This is a genomic window from Pseudomonas sp. GW460-LB5, assembly GCF_059423245.1.
Genome location: NZ_JBWKXT010000003.1, coordinates 160,150 through 177,089, shown reverse-complemented (window position 1 = coordinate 177,089; position 16,940 = coordinate 160,150). Strand labels below are relative to the sequence as shown.

Annotated in this window: 15 protein-coding genes; 10 read left to right on the top strand and 5 right to left on the bottom strand. The window is 64.2% G+C overall.

Features of this window, described 5'->3' with window-relative positions; translation table 11 throughout:
* Nucleotides 1-231: 231 nt before the first annotated feature.
* Nucleotides 232-879: a DUF1345 domain-containing protein gene (locus tag AC07XM_RS04455; protein ID WP_016487447.1), complete on the bottom strand. Its 648-nt coding sequence runs from the start codon at nt 877-879 to the stop codon at nt 232-234.
* 182 nt (nt 880-1,061) lie between these two features.
* Between AC07XM_RS04455 and pgm the strand changes: the two genes are divergently transcribed.
* The 4 genes from pgm (at nt 1,062) to AC07XM_RS04435 (ending at nt 6,702) form a co-directional block, all read left to right on the top strand.
* Nucleotides 1,062-2,699, top strand: coding sequence for a phosphoglucomutase (alpha-D-glucose-1,6-bisphosphate-dependent) (pgm, locus tag AC07XM_RS04450; protein WP_016487446.1), 1,638 nt, complete (start codon nt 1,062-1,064; stop codon nt 2,697-2,699).
* 78 nt (nt 2,700-2,777) lie between these two features.
* Complete coding sequence (locus AC07XM_RS04445) at nt 2,778-3,290, top strand: sigma-70 family RNA polymerase sigma factor (RefSeq protein WP_016487445.1); 513 nt, start codon at nt 2,778-2,780, stop codon at nt 3,288-3,290.
* On the top strand, nt 3,287-4,231 hold the full coding sequence (locus AC07XM_RS04440; protein WP_102667578.1) for a FecR domain-containing protein: 945 nt from the start codon (nt 3,287-3,289) through the stop codon (nt 4,229-4,231). Before AC07XM_RS04445 ends, AC07XM_RS04440 begins: the two co-directional genes overlap by 4 nt.
* A gap of 65 nt (nt 4,232-4,296) precedes the next feature.
* On the top strand, nt 4,297-6,702 hold the full coding sequence (locus AC07XM_RS04435; RefSeq protein WP_102688772.1) for a TonB-dependent receptor: 2,406 nt from the start codon (nt 4,297-4,299) through the stop codon (nt 6,700-6,702).
* A 45-nt stretch (nt 6,703-6,747) separates the two neighbouring features.
* Here the strand turns inward: AC07XM_RS04435 and AC07XM_RS04430 are convergent, their stop codons facing one another.
* Complete coding sequence (locus AC07XM_RS04430; RefSeq protein ID WP_102688773.1) at nt 6,748-7,677, bottom strand: LysR family transcriptional regulator; 930 nt, start codon at nt 7,675-7,677, stop codon at nt 6,748-6,750.
* Between the two features lie 146 nt (nt 7,678-7,823).
* Between AC07XM_RS04430 and AC07XM_RS04425 the strand changes: the two genes are divergently transcribed.
* Genes AC07XM_RS04425 through AC07XM_RS04410 form a run of 4 tightly spaced genes read left to right on the top strand, consistent with a single transcriptional unit; the run spans nt 7,824 to nt 11,606 of the window.
* On the top strand, nt 7,824-8,651 hold the full coding sequence (locus AC07XM_RS04425; protein ID WP_023049345.1) for an amidohydrolase family protein: 828 nt from the start codon (nt 7,824-7,826) through the stop codon (nt 8,649-8,651).
* A gap of 41 nt (nt 8,652-8,692) precedes the next feature.
* A complete protein-coding gene (locus AC07XM_RS04420) occupies nt 8,693-10,042 on the top strand; it encodes an MFS transporter (RefSeq protein WP_016487440.1) in 1,350 nt (449 codons plus the stop codon).
* Nucleotides 10,039-10,779, top strand: coding sequence for an SDR family NAD(P)-dependent oxidoreductase (locus AC07XM_RS04415; RefSeq protein ID WP_016487439.1), 741 nt, complete (start codon nt 10,039-10,041; stop codon nt 10,777-10,779). Before AC07XM_RS04420 ends, AC07XM_RS04415 begins: the two co-directional genes overlap by 4 nt.
* Nucleotides 10,776-11,606, top strand: coding sequence for a sugar phosphate isomerase/epimerase family protein (locus AC07XM_RS04410; protein ID WP_016487438.1), 831 nt, complete (start codon nt 10,776-10,778; stop codon nt 11,604-11,606). The genes AC07XM_RS04415 and AC07XM_RS04410 overlap by 4 nt, the downstream gene beginning before the upstream one ends.
* Here AC07XM_RS04410 and AC07XM_RS04405 read toward each other — a convergent pair.
* Both AC07XM_RS04405 and AC07XM_RS04400 read right to left on the bottom strand, forming a co-directional pair.
* Complete coding sequence (locus AC07XM_RS04405; RefSeq protein ID WP_012271993.1) at nt 11,597-12,013, bottom strand: RidA family protein; 417 nt, start codon at nt 12,011-12,013, stop codon at nt 11,597-11,599. The two genes, AC07XM_RS04410 and AC07XM_RS04405, sit on opposite strands and share 10 nt — an antisense overlap.
* Nucleotides 12,013-13,332 (bottom strand): flavin-containing monooxygenase, encoded by a 1,320-nt coding sequence (locus tag AC07XM_RS04400; protein WP_016487437.1) that lies wholly within the window; start codon nt 13,330-13,332, stop codon nt 12,013-12,015. The genes AC07XM_RS04405 and AC07XM_RS04400 overlap by 1 nt, the downstream gene beginning before the upstream one ends.
* Before the next feature lie 329 nt (nt 13,333-13,661).
* Between AC07XM_RS04400 and AC07XM_RS04395 the strand changes: the two genes are divergently transcribed.
* Nucleotides 13,662-14,339 carry a DUF1028 domain-containing protein gene (locus AC07XM_RS04395; RefSeq protein ID WP_016487436.1) on the top strand — a complete coding sequence of 226 codons (678 nt, stop codon included), beginning with the start codon at nt 13,662-13,664 and terminating at the stop codon, nt 14,337-14,339.
* Complete coding sequence (argE, locus tag AC07XM_RS04390) at nt 14,332-15,498, top strand: acetylornithine deacetylase (protein WP_102688774.1); 1,167 nt, start codon at nt 14,332-14,334, stop codon at nt 15,496-15,498. The genes AC07XM_RS04395 and argE overlap by 8 nt, the downstream gene beginning before the upstream one ends.
* Nucleotides 15,499-15,573: 75 nt before the next feature.
* Here argE and AC07XM_RS04385 read toward each other — a convergent pair whose 3' ends face one another.
* Nucleotides 15,574-16,842 (bottom strand): carbohydrate porin, encoded by a 1,269-nt coding sequence (locus AC07XM_RS04385; RefSeq protein WP_060518258.1) that lies wholly within the window; start codon nt 16,840-16,842, stop codon nt 15,574-15,576.
* Nucleotides 16,843-16,940 lie beyond the last annotated feature (98 nt).

Genomic DNA, 16,940 nt, shown 5'->3' with positions numbered 1-16,940 from the left:
CACACCCATGTGGCTGCCGGGAATGTAAACATAGCAGTTGCTACGGGTGATTCTCGGCTGCAAACATGACAAATGTAGCAATCCATGACTTGGCTCACATCCGTGGGAGCATGCCCATGAGCCAGCTGCGTTCAGGCAAACGTTTACATCGCGCGATAGCAGCGGTTATCCGCGTCAAGCCGTACGTTTTCACGGGGTATCGGCGAAACACTTTTCGGACGAGCGGCAGGCTCACCCCAGCAGCCCGGCCGCGATGTTGATGGTGAACCCTAGGATCGCCGTATTGAACACGAAACCCACCAGCGAATGTGCCAGCACCACCCTGCGCAGTTGCCTGCCGGCAACGCCTACGTCGGAGGTTTGCACGGCCACGCTGATGGTGAAGGAGAAGTAGTGAAAGTCCCAATAATCCGGGTTGCGCTCGCCGTCGGCGAAACGTAACGGTGGTTCATGGTTGCGTCCGGTATAGAACAGGCGGGCGTAATGCAGGCTGAAAATACAGCCGATCAGCAGCCAGGAGCCGGCCACGGTCAGGCCGGTGTAGAGGTAGTGCAGGGCCAGTGCCGTGCCCTGCAAGCCTTTGCTGGACACCAGTTGCAGGGTGACCGCGGCGAGGCTGGCGATGGCAGCGATGCACACCGTGAGCAGCACCATGCCAGCGTTTTCGTCTTCGACACGGGCCACCCTGCGGACTTTTTCCGGGCTGGCGCCCCAGGTGAGGTACAGCACCAGCAGCAGGTACAGCCATACGCCGAGGTTCCAGCCGGCGAGGATGTGCTGGACGGTGTCACCGGCGGGGATCAGCCAGGCGCCAACAAGGCCGACTGCGGCGGCGATGCTCAGGCGGGGGTGGGTTCGGGTCAGGCGGTGAAAAGCCATGGGGCCTCATTTACTGGGGGGGTGGCTACTACTCTAGACCGTTTACGCGCTGTCTCTGCTTCACGCGCCTACAAGGGCACGGTGCACATGCTGATTCTTTGATGTCGCCCGTCGCGCGGCATTGCAACTCTCAGTACACTGCATGCTCCAACACCAACATCCGTTGAACTCGAGGTTTTTGCATGACGCTCAGTCCTTTGGCAGGCAAGCCGGCTCCGGCAAGTGTGCTGGTCGATATTCCCCGACTGCTCACCGCCTACTATACCGGCCGCCCCGACGCTGCCGTGGCGGCCCAGCGAGTGGCCTTCGGCACCTCAGGGCACCGGGGCACTTCGCTTGAATTGAGTTTCAACGAATACCACGTGCTGGCCATCACCCAGGCCATCTGCCTGTACCGCCAGGAAAAGGGCATCGATGGGCCGCTGTTCATCGGCGCCGACACCCACGCACTGTCGGCGCCGGCCACTGCCAGCGCGCTGGAAGTGCTGGCAGCCAATGGTGTGCAGGTGATGCTGTCCAAGGACGACGAATACACGCCCACCCCGGCCGTATCCCACGCCATTCTTTGCTACAACCGTGGCCGCCAGCAGGGCCTGGCCGACGGCATCGTCATCACCCCGTCGCACAACCCGCCGCAAAGCGGTGGTTTCAAGTACAACCCGCCCAATGGTGGCCCTGCCGACAGCGACGTGACCAAATGGGTCGAGGCCAAGGCCAACGAGTTGCTGGCAGCGAACCTGGCCGGCGTCAAGCGTATGGACCATGCCCAGGCGCTGAAGGCGCCGACTACCCAGCGCCACGACTACGTGAGCAGCTATGTGGCGGACCTGGAAAATGTGATCGACTTCGACGTCATCCGCAGCGCCAAGCTGCGCCTGGGCGTCGACCCGTTGGGCGGGGCAGGGGTGCGCTACTGGTCGGCCATTGCCGAGCATTACAAGCTGGACCTGGAAGTGGTGAACACCGAAGTGGACCCCACCTTCCGCTTCATGACCGTGGACTGGGACGGCCAGATCCGCATGGACCCTTCCTCGCCGTACGCCATGCAGGGCCTGATCGGCCTGCGCGAGCGCTTCGACGTGGCGTTTGCCTGCGATCCGGACCACGACCGCCACGGCATTGTCACCTCGGACGGCCTGCTACAGCCCAACAACTACCTGGCCGTGGCCATCGACTACCTGTTCCGCCACCGCCCGCAATGGCGCACCGACGCTGCCGTGGGCAAGACCGTGGTATCGAGCGGCCTGATCGACCGCGTTACCCAGCGCCTGGGCCGTGAGCTGTACGAAGTGCCGGTGGGCTTCAAGTACTTTGCCCAAGGGTTGTTCGACGGCTCGCTTGGCTTTGGCGGCGAAGAGAGTGCCGGTGCGTCGTTCCTGCGCCGTGATGGTTCGGTCTGGGCGACCGACAAGGACGGGCTGATCCCGGCCTTGCTGGCCGCCGAGATGACCGCCCGCACCGGGCGCAACCCGAGCCAGGCCTACGCCGACCTGACCGAGGCGCTGGGCAAGCCGTTCGCCACCCGCGTTGAGGCCAAGGCCGATGCGCGGCAGAAGGCGTTGCTGAGCAAGCTGGCGCCGGAGCAGGTCCAATCGACCGAACTGGCCGGTGAGCCGATCGTGCAGATCCTCAGCCACGCACCGGGCAATGGCCAGGCGATTGGCGGCCTGAAGGTGATGACCGCCAATGGCTGGTTCGCCGCGCGGCCGTCGGGCACCGAGGACATCTACAAGATCTACGCCGAAAGCTTCATCGACGAGGCGCACCTGCAGCGCCTGGTGCAGGAAGCGCAGGTGCTGGTGGATGCGGCGATTGCCTGACAGGTAACAAACCGCTTGGTGCTGCGGCGTAACGTAAATTAGAATTAATACTATTTACGCCGCCGCAGGGCCATCCCCATGATTGACGTTGCGCCGCCACCGGAGCCTAGCCTGCCTGCCCTGTACCGGGAGCACCGCAGCTGGCTTGAAACCTGGCTACGCCGGCGCCTGGGCAATGCCTGGGATGCCGCCGACCTCAGCCAGGATACCTTCCTGCGGGTGCTGGCCAGTGCACAGCCACTGGCAGACATTCGTGAGCCACGCGCCTACCTGCTCACGGTGGGCAAGCGGCTGCTGAGCAACTTCCACCAGCGGCGCAGCCTGGAGCGGGCCTACCTTGATGCCTTGGCGCATCTGCCCGAGCAGCACGTGCCCTCGCCCGAGCAGCGCTGGCTGTTACTGGAAACCCTGCAAGCCCTGGATGAGCTGCTTGATGGCCTGAAGGCGCCGGTCCGCAAGGCTTTTCTCTGGAGCCAGCTCGAAGGCCTGGGTTATGCCGAGATCGGCACGCGCCTGGGCGTGTGCGAGCGCTCCGTAAAACGCTACATGGCGCAGGCTTACGAACATTGCCTGCTGGCCGAGTTGCAATGACCACCCACTCCCCCGAAACCCGTGAAGCGGTGCGTGCTGCCGCCCGCTGGCTGGCGTTGCTGGATTCTGGCGACGCCAGCGAGACTGATTTGCTGCGCCTGGCACAGTGGCGGGCCAGCAACAGCCTGCACGAACACGCCTGGCAAAAGGCATCACTGCTGCGCGAGCGTTTTTCCGGGTTGCCCGGGGCGTTGGCCATGGCCACCCTTGACCGCCCGGACGCCGGCCGCCGCGCGCTGCTCAAGCAAGCCTTGGGTGTCGCGGCGCTGCTACCGGCCGCCTGGCTGGCAAGCCGGGAGCTGCCGCTCGAGGCCTGGACGGCGGACATGCGCACAGGGGTAGGTGAGCGCCGGCAGGTGCTGCTGAGCGATGGCACTTTTTTACAGTTGAACACTGACAGTGCGGTGGATATCGACCTGGGCGCGCGCCGGCTGACGCTGTTGCGCGGCGAAATGGCACTCAGGGTACCCGACAGCGCGAGCCTGGCCGTGCAGGTGCCCTACGGTCAGATTGCCCTCAATGCAGGTGAAGTGTGTTTGCGCCTGGTCGATGAAGGCTGCCGGGTTTCAGTCGTCAACGGGCTGGCCAGCCTGCAGCCACTGCGTGGCGCGGCCCGGGTGCTGCACGCCGGGCAACAGGCCAGCTTGCAGAAGGCTGGCATCGGCCCCGTTACAGCCCTGAACGACTGGCCGCTGGGCTGGCGCGAAGGCGTGCTGCGCCTGGATGACCGACCCTTGGGCGAGCTGTTGCATGAACTGCGACGGTATCGGCCTGGTGTGCTGCGCTGGGCGCCAGAACTGGAACAGCTCCGGGTGACCGGTACTTTCCGTCTCGACGATACCGATCGGGTGCTGGACTTGCTTGCCGCCAGCCTTGCGTTGCAAGTGCAGGCACGCACGCGCTACTGGGTGACCCTGGCTGCGCGAGAGCATCGTGCTTGAGGCTGTCCCCTTTTTTTCACTTGCCGGTCATTACCGGTAGGAGAAACTAAAGGGGAGCCTTGTCAATGCCTGCAGTAATGTCTTGCCGCTTGCGCCCACTGGTGCGCGCAGTGCGTCCGTTGTTTGCCATGAGCCTGTTGTTGTCTGCACCCACCTGGGCTGATGAGGCGGAGCGACGTGCCTATCAGGTACCGGCCGCCAGCCTGGGCGCCGCGCTTACCCGGTTTGCCGACCAGGCCGGCGTCAGCCTATCGCTGGACCCGGCACTGGTCCAGGGCCGGCAGAGTAACGGCCTGTCTGGTAGCTACAGTGTTGAAGAAGGCTTCCTGCAGCTGCTGCGTGGCAGCGGCCTGCAGTTGCTGCCAGTGGGTGAGGGCGCATTCACGCTGGCGCCGGCGCCTCAGGCGGGTGGGGCGCTGGAAATTGCCCCAACCAGCATTGTTGGCGGCCTGGCGGCGGGTGGCGATGTTCAGCCTTATGCCGGTGGCCAGGTGGCACGCCAGGGCGCCCGGGGGCTGCTTGGCGCGCGCGACTTCATGGAAACCCCGTTCAGCATCACCAGTTACACCCACGAGCTGGTGAAGAACCAGCAAGCGCGCACCTTGGGCGAGCTCATCGCCAGCGACCCCTCGGTGCGGGCCACCAACCCGGCGGGTGGGCGTTTCGAGCAGTTCACCATTCGCGGCTTCAGCCTGTTCAACAGTGACGTGGCGTACAACGGCCTGTACGGCATCTTGCCGACCTACTCGATCGACATGGAAATGGCCGACCGGGTCGATATCATCAAAGGCCCCAGCCAGTTGATCAACGGCATTTCGCCGCGTGGCAGCGTGGGCGGCGGTATCAACGTGCAGCCCAAGCGGGCCGGCGACAAGCCGATCACCGAGTTCACCGGCAGCTACGCGTCGGCTGGCCAGGCAGGCGGCGCGGTGGACGTTGGTCGGCGCTTTGGCGAAGGCCAGCAGTTTGGCGTGCGCTTCAACGGTGTGAAGCAGTCGGGTGATACCGAATGGGACCACCAGCGCGTCGAGCGCGAGATGGCGGTGCTGGGCCTGGATTTTCGTGGCGAGCGCCTGCGGTTGTCGGCAGACCTCGGCCACACCCAGCGTGACACCGATGCGCCGCAAGAGCGTGTGCTGGTCGGTGCCAATGCCAGAGTGCCGGATGCCAACGATGTACGGCGCAACTATGCCCAGGCCTGGAGCAAGGCGCGCACCAACGACACCTTTGGCGCACTGCATGCCGAGTACGACGTCAGCGAGTCGCTGCTGGCGTATGGTGCAGTCGGCGCGCGCAAAAGCAACCATGACTTCCTGCGGCACAACGTGTCCATCACCAACGATGCCGGCGACTTCAGCGTGCAGCCTCGGGATTTTACCCGCGATGAAACGGTGCGCACCGCCATGGCGGGTGTGCGCAACTGGTTCCACACCGGGCCTGTCAGCCACGAGCTGAACCTGGCCGCCACCTACTTCTACATGGACTTCACCAACGGCGGCGCCCGCTATGCTTCGGCGCCCAGTAACCTCTACAACCCGATAGCGACGCCGACACCGGGTACGCCGACGCGCATCGATCCAGAGGTCTACACCGAGAACCGCTTCTCCGGCGTGGCGCTGGCCGACACCCTCGGGTTTTTCGATGACCGCCTGCTGCTGACCCTGGGGGCGCGCTGGCAGCGGGTGCAAGTGGATGACTGGAGCGACGGCGTCAAAGGCGACACCGCCTACGATGAAGAAAAGGTCTCGCCTTCTGGGGGCGTGTTGCTCAAAGTCACCGATCAGCTGTCGCTGTACGCCAACTACATGGAAGGCCTGAGCCAAGGCAAGATCGCACCGTCGACCTCGATCAACGAAGACCAGATCTTCCCGCCTTTCACCAGCCGCCAGGTCGAGGTAGGGGCCAAGTACGACCTGGGCCAGGTCGCCTTTACCGCCAGTGCCTTCCGCATCCGCCAGCCGGCGTACGAAACCAACGCCACTTCGCGGGTGTTCGGCCCCAATGGCAAGCGTGACAACCGCGGTATCGAGTTGAGCGTGTTCGGTGAACCCATGCAAGGGGTGCGGGTGCTGGGCGGGGTGATGTACATCGACAGCGAGCTGACCGATACCGTGGGTGGCGCCGTTGATGGCAACCGCGCGCCGGCCACCCCCGAGTACAACGTCAACCTCGGCGCCGAATGGGATGTGCCGGGGGTGCACGGCCTGACCCTGACGGCGCGGGGCATTCACTCCAGCTCGCAATACCTGGACCAGAACAACAGCAAGCAGATCGATGGCTGGGAGCGTTACGACCTGGGGGCGCGCTATGCCTTCAACGTGGACGCTACCGAGGTTACCTTGCGGGCCAGTGTCGAGAACGTGCTGGATGATCGCTACTGGAGCTCGGCCGGGGCCTCGGATGACAGTGAACCGGGGCTGACCCTTTCCACGCCGCGGACCTACCTGCTATCGGCAACCGTAGGTTTCTAGCTCAAACAGCCGGGGCTGCACAGCAGCCCCAATGGACTGATCAGCCTACATCGCCCGCCCAAGCTTTTGCGCCTGGCCCTGCAACACGCGCATCAGGTGCATCGCCGCATGCGACGGCGGCTCGAAGCGCGAATAGACAAAGCTGATGTCGAAGTGAATTTCGTCCGCCAGCGGCACCACCGCCAGGCCGCTGTCCTGCGCCACGAATTCGTCGATCACGCTGATGCCCATGCCTTGCTTGACCAGCGCCACCGCCTCGTTGGCATTGGTAAACGACAACAGCGACGGCAACTGCACGCCGTGCCGCTCGATGTGCCCGGCCAGCAGTTTGCCAAAGGGCATGTCGGGCCTGAACAGCAGCAGCGCATGGCCTTCCAGTTGCTGCAAGGTCAGCGAGGTATGCCTGGCCAAAGCGTGATCGGGTGGCATCACCACCACCATACGCCCGCGCATGAAGGCCTGCGAATGCAGGTGATCGTGTACCACGGGCAGGGCGGCAATCGACAGGTCGACCTTTTTCGACAGGATCTGGTTGGGCATCTCGCCCATCAGCGAGGTTTGCCACTCGATGTTCAGCGAAGGTGCCTCCCGTTTGAGTTGGGCCAGGGCAATCGGGATCACCACTGTGGACAGCGAAGCGCTGCACGAGATGCGCAGCTTGCGGTGGCCGCCTGCGCCCAGTGACAGGGCGCATTCGTTAACCTCCAGCGCCGCCTGGTACACCCGCTCGACTTCGCGGAACAGCACCTGCGCCTCGGCCGTGGGCACCAGGCGGTTGTTGATGCGCTCGAACAGGCGGTAGGTCAAACGCCCCTCTATGTACTGGATCAGCTTGCTGACAGCGGGCTGCGATACGTACAGCAGCTTGGCTGCCGCGCTGATCGAGCCGGTCAGCATCACCGCACGGAACACTTCCATGTGCCGCAGTTTGAACAGCATGGGGCTCGTGTCTGCGCCTTCGTTGCCAAGCAGCATGTGTATTACCTTCGGTTATGGTATTGGCCATCTGGGTATGAGCGTCAAACCCGGCCACGCAGTATCTTGAGCCCAGCCAAATCGCCTTGCGGCGCACAATAACAAGATCTGAAGGCCAGTGCAGTGGCGCTTGCCGGGAGTGTTGCGTGAACATCTTTGACGAACCGAAGATCGATTGCCATAACCATTTGTTTGATCCCGCCCGTTTCCCTTACCACCCCGACGCACCCTATGCGCCCTCCGGGCAGGAAGTCGCCACCCAGGAACAGTTCACCCAGGTGATGGATGCCTACGGCGTGCAACATGCCTTGCTGGTAGGCCCCAACAGTGGCTACCACACCGACAACCGCTGCCTGTTGCATGCCTTGGCCACCGGGCAGGGGCGGTTCAAAGGCGTGGCCGTGGTCGAGGCGGGTATCCACCTCGATGCCCTGGCTGCGCTGCAGGCGCAGGGCGTGGTCGGCATCGCCTTCAACCCTGCGCTTTACGGGGTAGCCAGCCTCAAGGACGTTGACGGGCTGTTCGGCAAGCTTGCCGAGCTCGGTCTGTTCGCCCAGGTGCAGGTATGCGATGACCAGCTGCTTGAACTGCGCCGCCTGCTCGAGGGCTCACGTGCACGCTTGCTGATCGACCACTGCGGTCGGCCGGACGTGGCGGCCGGCGTGCAGCAACCGGGCTTTCAGGCGTTGTTGCAACTGGCTGACAGTGGCCGCGCCAGTGTCAAGCTGTCAGGCATGCAGAAGTTCGCTGCAAGTGAGGCGTTGCTGGAGCAAAGCAGCGCCTACGTGCACGCCCTGCTCGAAGCCTTTGGTGCGGATGCCTGCGTATGGGGCTCGGACTGGCCGTTCATCCGCCAACGCTCGCGGGTGGACTACGGCCCGCTGCTGAAACTGGCCGAGCGCCTGATGCCGGATGCCCGGCTGCGCCGCACGGTGATGTGGGACACCCCCCGACGCTTGTTCGGGTTCGCCTAGAACCTGGTTTTTGCCATTCCAATAACAAGAGAGCAACCGTCATGAACACTGAACAGAACGCCAGCCTTGGGGTGTTTGACACCCCGGCACGCGCGCAGCAACGCACCCGCACCCGCTTCATGATTCTGGCGCTGATTTCGGGCGGCACCATGATCAACTACCTCGACCGCAGCGTGATGGGCATTGCCGCGCCCAGCATCAGTGCCGACCTGGGCCTGAACGCGGCAATGATGGGGGTGATCTTTTCTGCCTTCTCGTGGACCTACGCCGCCGCGCAGATCCCGGGTGGCATCCTCATCGACCGGCTGGGCACCAAGCTCACCTATTGGCTGGCGCTGACGCTGTGGTCGCTGTTCACCGGCCTGCAAGGGCTGGCGCAGGGCTTTATGTCGTTGCTGGGCATGCGCTTTCTGGTGGGCATGACCGAAGCACCGTGCTTCCCTACCAACAGCCGGGTGGTGGCTACCTGGTTCCCGCAGAGTGAGCGGGCCCGGGCGACGGGTATCTACACCTTTGCCGAATACACCGGGCTGGCGTTCCTGACGCCGCTGCTGTTCTGGGTGCTGCACGCCTATGGCTGGCGCTTTCTGCTGCTGGCCGTGGGCCTGGTGGGCATCCTCTATGGCCTGGTGTGGTGGCGCAAGTACCATGAACCACACGAGTCGACCACCGCCAACCAGGCCGAACTTGACTACATCGCCGCCGGTGGCGGGGTGGTCGATGGCGGGCAGAAAGCCACCTCGTTCCGCTGGTCGCAGATCCCGGCGCTGCTCAAGCACCGCAACATGCTGGGCATCTGCCTGGGGCAGTTCGCCTGCAACTCCACCAACGTGTTCTTCCTGACCTGGTTCCCCACCTATCTGGTGACCGAGCGGCACATGCCCTGGCTCAAGGTCGGCTGGGTGGCGGTGCTGCCGTTCATTGCCGCTTCGCTGGGCACATTGGTCGGCGGATGGCTGTCGGACGCCTTGCTACGCCGTGGCTACTCGCTGAACGTAGCGCGCAAGCTGCCAGTCATCGCCGGGTTGCTTACCGCCTCGGTGATCGTGCTGGCCAACTACGTCGAGTCCGACGCGCTGGTCATCACCATCCTGTGCATCGCCTATTTCGCCCAGGGCATGTCGGCGCTGGCCTGGATGATCGTGTCCGATATCGCCCCCAAAGGTTTGCTGGGCCTCAGTGGTGGGCTGTTCAACCTGTTTGCCAACGCGGCGGGCATTGTGACACCCCTGACCATCGGCATCATCGTTTCGCTGACCGGCTCGTTCGTGTGGGCCCTGGCGTTCGTGTCGTCGATCACCGTGCTGGGGGCGCTGTGCTACCTGTTCATGGTCAGCGACCTGCGTCGCTTGCCGGAAATTCCTTCTGAAGAAAATGGAGCTAAACAATGAGCCAGTACCTGCAAGGCCAGACCGCAATCGTGACCGGTGGCATGCGTGGCATCGGCCTGGCGATCGCCCAGCGCCTGCATGCCGCCGGCGCGCAGGTGGTGATATGGGACCTCGCGGTCGATGGCTGGGACAGCGTCGAAAACGGCTTTGAGCCGGTGCTGCGCCAGCCGGTCGATGTGTCGTCGCTGGCCTCGGTGGAGGCGGCTTTCGCCGAGACGCTGGCACGCTTGGGGCAAGTGCAGATCCTGGTCAACAATGCCGGCATCAACGGCCCGGTGGTAGCGTCGTGGGAGTACCCGCCAGAGGCCTGGGACAAGGTCATCGCCATCGACCTGAACGGTGTGTTCTATTGCTGCCGCACCGCCATCCCGCACATGCGTGAGCGCGGCTACGGGCGCATCGTCAACATCGCCTCCATGGCCGGCAAGGATGGCGTGCAGTACATCTCGGCCTATTCGGCCGCCAAAGCCGGTGTCATCGCCTTCACCAAGGCAGCGGCCAAGGAACTGGCCCAGGACGGTGTACTGCTCAACTGCGTGGCACCGGCCATGGTCGAGACGCCGCTGATGGCCGAGATGACGGCGGAACACATCGCCGCGAGCAAGGCCAAGATCCCCATGGGGCGCTTCCTCAAGGCCGAGGAGATCGCCAACATGGTCAGCTGGATTGCCGGGCCCGAGTGCAGCTTTACCACCGGTTTTGTATTCGACCTCAGTGGTGGGAGGGCGACCTATTGACTGGCCTGGGCGTGGCGCACCTGACGGCGCTGGAGCTGGCGCCGGCGCGGCTGGTACGCGAGGCGCGCCACGCCGGATTCAGTGCGGTGGGGCTGCGCCTGCACCCGGTGATGGCGGGTGCGTTGGCCTACCCGGTTGCCGCCGGTAGCCAGGCAATGCGTGAGCTGCGGGCGGTGCTGGCAGGGGAAGGCGTACGTGTGAGGGACATCGAGTTCGTGTCGTTGACGGCGCAAACCCGGGTTGCCGATTACCAGGCGCTGTTGGCCGCCGGTGCCGAACTGGGCGCGTTGAGCCTGACAGTGTCCGGCGACGACGAGGATGTTGCGCGGCTGACCGGGAACTTTGCAGCGCTGTGTGAAATGGCGCGGGACCATGGCCTGCGTGTGGACCTTGAGTTCATGCGCTGGCGCCCGGTGGCGACTGTGCAGCAGGCGTGTGCGGTGGTGACGGGGGCGGGGCAGGCCAACAGTGGCGTGCTGGTGGATGCGTTGCACCTGTTCCGCTCCGGTGGCCAGGTGGCCGACATCGCCGCAGTCGACCCGCGTTTGCTGCGTGCGGTGCAACTGTGCGATGCACCGATGCTGGCGCCCGCAGAAGCGCTGATCATCCCCGAGGCGCGCGAAGGCCGTTTGCTGCCGGGCCAAGGGCAACTGCCGCTGGCAGCGTTGCTGGCGGCGTTGCCGGGGGACGTGGACATCAGTGTGGAGGTACCGTGCGCCGGCTTGCCCCCCGAGCATCGGCTGCAAGCGGCAGCACAGGTAACCCATGCCTGGCTGCACGGCAGGCGACAACTGTCACCCGCTGTGCAGGTTGCCGGTCACTCCTGATCCGGTACCACGGCAATCACGTCGATCTCCATCAGCCACTCGGCCTGGGCCAACCCGGCAACCACCAGCCCGGTGGAGATCGGGAATACGCCCTTCAGCCACTTGCCCACTTCCTTGTACACCGGCTCGCGGAAACGTGGGTCGGTGATATAGGTGGTGGTCTTGACGATGTGTGACAGGTCGGAGCCTGCTTCTTCAAGCAATTGCTTGACGTTCTTCATGGCTTGCTCGGTCTGTGCCTGAGGGTTACCCAGGCCCACCAGTTTGCCTTCGAAGTCGGTACCGACCTGACCGCGCACGTAGATGGTATTGCCGGCCCGCACGGCCTGGCACAGGTCGTTGTCCAGGGTCTGGTTGGGGTAAGTTTCCTTGGTGTTGAACATGCGGATGCGAGTATGGGTAGGCATCAGTGGGCTCCGAAGGTGCTGACGTTGCTGATCGTGTTGGCTTGCTGCTCATCCGCCTCGCGCTGTTCGCGGTCGCGGTAGGCCAGGTAGGTGCGTTGCGTGGCAATGTGGCCGGCGACGTGCTTGGCGTCGTGCCACACGCCCCAGATGAACGAAGAGCCACGGCGCGACAACCACGGCAGGCCCAGGAAGTACACACCAGGTTCGCGGCCCACGCCGCGCTGATGCTGGGGCTTGCCGTTGGCATCGAAGGTGTCCACCTGCAGCCAGCTGAAGTCCACGCCGTAACCAGTGGCCCAGATGATGCTGGTAACGCCGGCGTTGGCCAGGTCCAGTTCGCGCAGCGGGTTGCTCATGCAGGCTGGGTCGGCCAGGCGTGTGCGGGCTTCGGGTTCTTCAGGCAGGTCCAGGCCGTTGCTTTCGATGTAGGCATCGGCGGCATCCAGCAGGGCCAGGTAGTTTTCATCGCCGCGGTTGATGTTCTCGACCAGGTTGTCCTGGAAGCGCGCCACGCCGTTTTCGAACGACTGGGTAAGGCCGACCAGGGTCATGCCTTGATGGGCGAGGGCGCGGAAGTCCACGGTGTGGCCGCCGCGGGCGCCGCTGACGGCGATGGTCACGTGCTCGCGACCGGGCTTGGCGATTTCTGCGTCCCACTCACCCAGCACACCCAGCCACCAGCAGAAATCGCGGTTGCGGTAGGCCCGTGGCGGGCGGTCGTGGGCACCGACCGACAGGTACACCTGGCGGCCTGCGCGCATCAGTTCTTCGGCAATCTGCACGCCGGAGGAGCCTGCACCGACCACCAGCACAGCGCCCTCAGGCAACTGCTCGGGGTTGAAGTAGGCGGCGGAGTGGATCTGGTGCAGGTTGCTGTCTTTCGGTGCGATGGCCGGGATCACCGGTTTCTGGAACGGACCCGTGGCAGCGACCACACGGTTGGCGCGAATCACCCCTTCATTGGTTTCGATGGTGAAGCCTGGGCGGTCGCTGTTGCGCACCACGCGCTTCACTTCGATGCCGGTGCGCACTGGCAGGTTGTACTTGCGTACGTACTGCTCGAAGTAGTCGGCCACCTGGTCCTTGCCTGCGAAAGCGTCGGCGTCGAGGTTGAATTCCAGGCCCGGGAAGCGGTCGTGCCAGACCGGGCCGTTGGCCACCAGCGAGTCCCAGCGGCCTGTACGCCAGGCCTCGGCGATGCGGTTGCGCTCCAGCACCAGGTGCGGCACGCCAAGCTTGTTCAGGTGTTCGCTCATGGCCACGCCGGCCTGACCGGCGCCGACGACGAGCGTATCGATTTCGAGGTTGTTCAGTGTCATGTCCGAGCCCTTGTTCAGGCGGTTTTTGTAAGGTCGGTTTGGAGGACCGCCGTTGCCTGGAGCCAGACTAGGGATGCTGCACGAATGGCGAAAATAGTATTTAGCTGGTGCTTGCCGATAAAACGGCGAAGGCCTTGGATTTTGTGGCGTGTAGTGTGTGTTGGCCCAGTGCATGTCCTGGTTTATGGGGGGGGCAGGAATCGAGCGCCGCGCGACCTCAGCCACAGCACAGTTTTTTCCTGCCTAACCCCTCGGAAAATGTTGGTTTCGTGGTCTAGAAGGTTGCGCCCAGAATGCCCTGCATCGCACAGGACAACAGGAGCTATACCATGACCTTCTCCATCATCGGCCGCTGCCAGGAAACCGGCCAGGTCGGCATCGCCATCAGTTCGTCGAGCATCGCTGTGGGCGCCCGTTGCCCCTGGGTACGTGCGGGTGTTGGCGCTGTTTCCACCCAGAACATCACCTTGCCGGCGCTGGGCCCGCAGATTCTCGATGCCCTGGAGCAGGGCCAGTTGCCGCCCGGCGCTGCGCTGGACCGGGTACTGAGCGCCAATGGCTGGAGCGAATACCGCCAGGTCACGGTGATCGACAGCCATGGTCAGGTGGCGCTGTTCACCGGGCGTGAGGCTTTGGGCACGCACCATGCCGTGGCCGGTGAGCAATGCGCGGCGGCGGGTAACCTGTTGTCCTCGACCCAGGTGATTGAAGCGATGGTAGTGGCCTTCGAGCAGGCCGGCGGGCACCTGGCCGACCGCTTGCTGGCTGCCATGCATGCGGCGATGGCCGCTGGTGGCGAAGCCGGCCCGGTGCACTCGGCGGCGTTGAAGGTGGCTGGCGAGCTCACCTGGCCATTGGTGGACCTGCGCGTGGACTGGGCCGATACCGACCCGATCGGTGTGCTCGATGGCCTGTGGCAAGCGTACCGCCCGCAGATGCAGGATTACGTTACCCGTGCGTTGAACCCGACAGCCGCACCCTCCTATGGGGTGCCCGGCGATGAGTGATTTTGCCAGCCGCGCGCTGTTGGCCCGGCTGGTCGGCTTTGCCACGGTCAGCCGCGACTCCAACCTTGAGCTGATCGGCTTTATCCGTGATTACCTGGCCGAGCTGGGGGTGGAAAGCGAACTGTTCCATAACCCCGAGGGCACCAAAGCCAACCTGTTTGCCACCATCGGCCCCCTGAATGCTGGCGGCGTGGTGCTGTCAGGGCACACCGATGTGGTGCCGGTTGACGGCCAGGCCTGGACCGTCGAGCCGTTTGCCCTGAGCGAACGTGGCGGGCGCCTGTATGGCCGCGGTACAGCCGACATGAAAGGCTTCATCGCCTCGGTGCTGGCAGCCGTGCCCGCGTTTCTTGCCCAGCCGTTGCACCTGCCGGTACACCTGGCATTTTCCTATGACGAGGAGGTGGGTTGCCTGGGGGTGCGCTCGATGCTGGCCGCGCTTGAGCAGCGCCCGCACAAGCCACGCCTGTGCCTGATTGGCGAGCCTACCGAGCTGAAGCCGGTGCTGGGGCACAAAGGCAAACTGGCGATGCGCTGCCAGGTGCAAGGTGCGGCCTGCCACTCGGCGTATGCCCCGTATGGGGTGAATGCCATCGAGTTTGCGGCGAAGCTGATCGGCAAGTTGGGTGACATCGGTGAGGCGCTGGCATTGCCCGCGCATCACGACGCGCGCTTCGACCCACCGTTCTCCACGGTGCAGACCGGGGTGATCAAAGGGGGCAGGGCGCTGAATATCGTGCCGGCAGAGTGTGAGTTCGATTTCGAAGTGCGCGCGTTACCGGGGTTCGAGGCGCAGGCAGTGGCTGACCAGTTGCAGACCTATGCAGAGGCCGAGCTGCTGCCGCGCATGCGCAAGGTCAATGCGGCCAGTGACATTCGCCTGCAAGCGTTGAGCGCGTATCCCGGGCTGGCGACCTCGGCTGATAGCGAAGCGGCACGGTTGGTGGCGTTGCTCAGTGGCTCGGAAGATTTCGGTACCGTGGCGTTTGGCACCGAGGGCGGGTTGTTCGACCAGGCGGGTATCCCCACCGTCGTGTGTGGCCCAGGCAGCATGGACCAAGGTCACAAACCGGACGAATTCGTCAGTGTCGAGCAGTTGCGCGGGTGTGATGCCATGTTGCTGAGGTTGGTGGATTACCTTCGGCAGGCTGCCGTCTGACAGGGTAAGAACGTATGCAGGAGCGGCCCATCGCGACGCAAGGCCGCTCCTGCAGGGATCGGTGCCTGCTTCAGGTTAGAAGCTGGCCTTGACCTGCAGGCCAACCACCAACGCGTTGTCGATCTTCTTCCCCGAGAACGCCCCCGGCTCGATGATGTACTGCACATCCGGGCGCAAGTTCAGCCACGGCGTTGCCTGGTAGCCATAGCTCAGTTCGATCAACTGCTCGGCGCTGTCGATGTCGGGGAACTGCTGGCCCGCGTCAAAGGCGGCATCTTCCAGCACATCGCGGCTACGCGGGTTGGGCACGGCACGGCCGTAACCCAGCGCCACGGTATCCTTCGGGCGGCCTTCGAACGGCTTGTACAGCACCACGCCGGCGCCATACCACTTGGTGAACGGCGAGGCGGCCTTGCTGGATGCCGAGTACTGGCCGAAGGCGTGCAGGCTGCGGCCTGGCGAGCGTTGGTCGTTCCACACCGCCTGGTCGATCAACAGGTAGTGGCCGCCACGGCCGGCTACTTCGTCATCGCTGCCGATGCGTTTCACATCGGAGCTGTCGTAGTAGTAGCCCAGCTTGTATTCGCCGGGCAGTTCACCCTGCAGCTTGTACACCAGCTCCACCGGTACTACGGTGCCGGTGGTGTGCTTGGGGCCCAGATGCCAGGCCCGGCTCGAGTTGCCGTTGCTCTCAGGGTCGACGTTGAACGCCGCCACGCGCAGTTGCCAGGCCGGCGACAGGTCGTATTTCACCCGCACGCCCAGGTGTGCGTTGGGGTAGTTGGTCCAGCCACTGCCGCCGGACATGTTCAGCGGGTGGCCGCAGAAGCCGGCGTTCATGAAGTTGCACAGGATGCCGCTGTCCAGGCCGCCCAGGTCGTTACCCATGGCCATGTAGCCCAGCTTGACGTTGAGCGCCGGGGTGAACAGGGTGCGCTCGTAGCTCAGCTCGGTCAGGCGGGTGTACAGGCCACCGAAGTTTTCCTGGATCGGCAGGCGGTTGCCTACCAGGTCTTCCGAGGCACTGTTACCGCGGCGGTCGTTGATGGTCAGCTGGACCTTGCCACCGTTGTCCAGGCCGTACAGTTTCGACAGGTCGAACTGCACGCCCAGCTTCAGGTTCTGCGAATAGCGCGCCGAGCGGTGCAGGCCGCCGTGGGCGTTGTAGGCGGTTTCGCCACTGTAGTCGCCGGTGAACTTGACGCCGTCGTCTTCAAGCTGGTGACGCAGGCCACCCCAGTCACCGGTCAGGGTGCTGCGGGTCATCAGGTCGCCGTCGGCCAGGGCAGTGGTGCTCGCCAAGGCCAGCAGCAGGGTAGGGGTCATGCGAATTGCGGATGGCATTGCTGTGTCTCGGTTGTTATTCAGGGGCCATTCACAGATGAACCCGCTCCCGCGTGGCCAGTGCTGACCTCGTGGGAGCGGGTTCACCGCGAAGGGAG

What these genes read in the sequence shown, in the direction of transcription:
- AC07XM_RS04405 (WP_012271993.1), bottom strand. Translation starts at nt 12,013, where the DNA reads ATGCCTACCCATACTCGCATCCGCATGTTCAACACCAAGGAAACTTAC.
- AC07XM_RS04435 (WP_102688772.1), top strand. Translation starts at nt 4,297, where the DNA reads ATGCCTGCAGTAATGTCTTGCCGCTTGCGCCCACTGGTGCGCGCAGTG.
- AC07XM_RS04455 (WP_016487447.1), bottom strand. Translation starts at nt 879, where the DNA reads ATGGCTTTTCACCGCCTGACCCGAACCCACCCCCGCCTGAGCATCGCC.
- AC07XM_RS04445 (WP_016487445.1), top strand. Translation starts at nt 2,778, where the DNA reads ATGATTGACGTTGCGCCGCCACCGGAGCCTAGCCTGCCTGCCCTGTAC.
- AC07XM_RS04385 (WP_060518258.1), bottom strand. Translation starts at nt 16,842, where the DNA reads ATGCCATCCGCAATTCGCATGACCCCTACCCTGCTGCTGGCCTTGGCG.
- AC07XM_RS04440 (WP_102667578.1), top strand. Translation starts at nt 3,287, where the DNA reads ATGACCACCCACTCCCCCGAAACCCGTGAAGCGGTGCGTGCTGCCGCC.
- AC07XM_RS04395 (WP_016487436.1), top strand. Translation starts at nt 13,662, where the DNA reads ATGACCTTCTCCATCATCGGCCGCTGCCAGGAAACCGGCCAGGTCGGC.
- AC07XM_RS04400 (WP_016487437.1), bottom strand. Translation starts at nt 13,332, where the DNA reads ATGACACTGAACAACCTCGAAATCGATACGCTCGTCGTCGGCGCCGGT.
- AC07XM_RS04430 (WP_102688773.1), bottom strand. Translation starts at nt 7,677, where the DNA reads ATGCTGCTTGGCAACGAAGGCGCAGACACGAGCCCCATGCTGTTCAAA.
- AC07XM_RS04420 (WP_016487440.1), top strand. Translation starts at nt 8,693, where the DNA reads ATGAACACTGAACAGAACGCCAGCCTTGGGGTGTTTGACACCCCGGCA.
- pgm (WP_016487446.1), top strand. Translation starts at nt 1,062, where the DNA reads ATGACGCTCAGTCCTTTGGCAGGCAAGCCGGCTCCGGCAAGTGTGCTG.
- AC07XM_RS04415 (WP_016487439.1), top strand. Translation starts at nt 10,039, where the DNA reads ATGAGCCAGTACCTGCAAGGCCAGACCGCAATCGTGACCGGTGGCATG.
- argE (WP_102688774.1), top strand. Translation starts at nt 14,332, where the DNA reads ATGAGTGATTTTGCCAGCCGCGCGCTGTTGGCCCGGCTGGTCGGCTTT.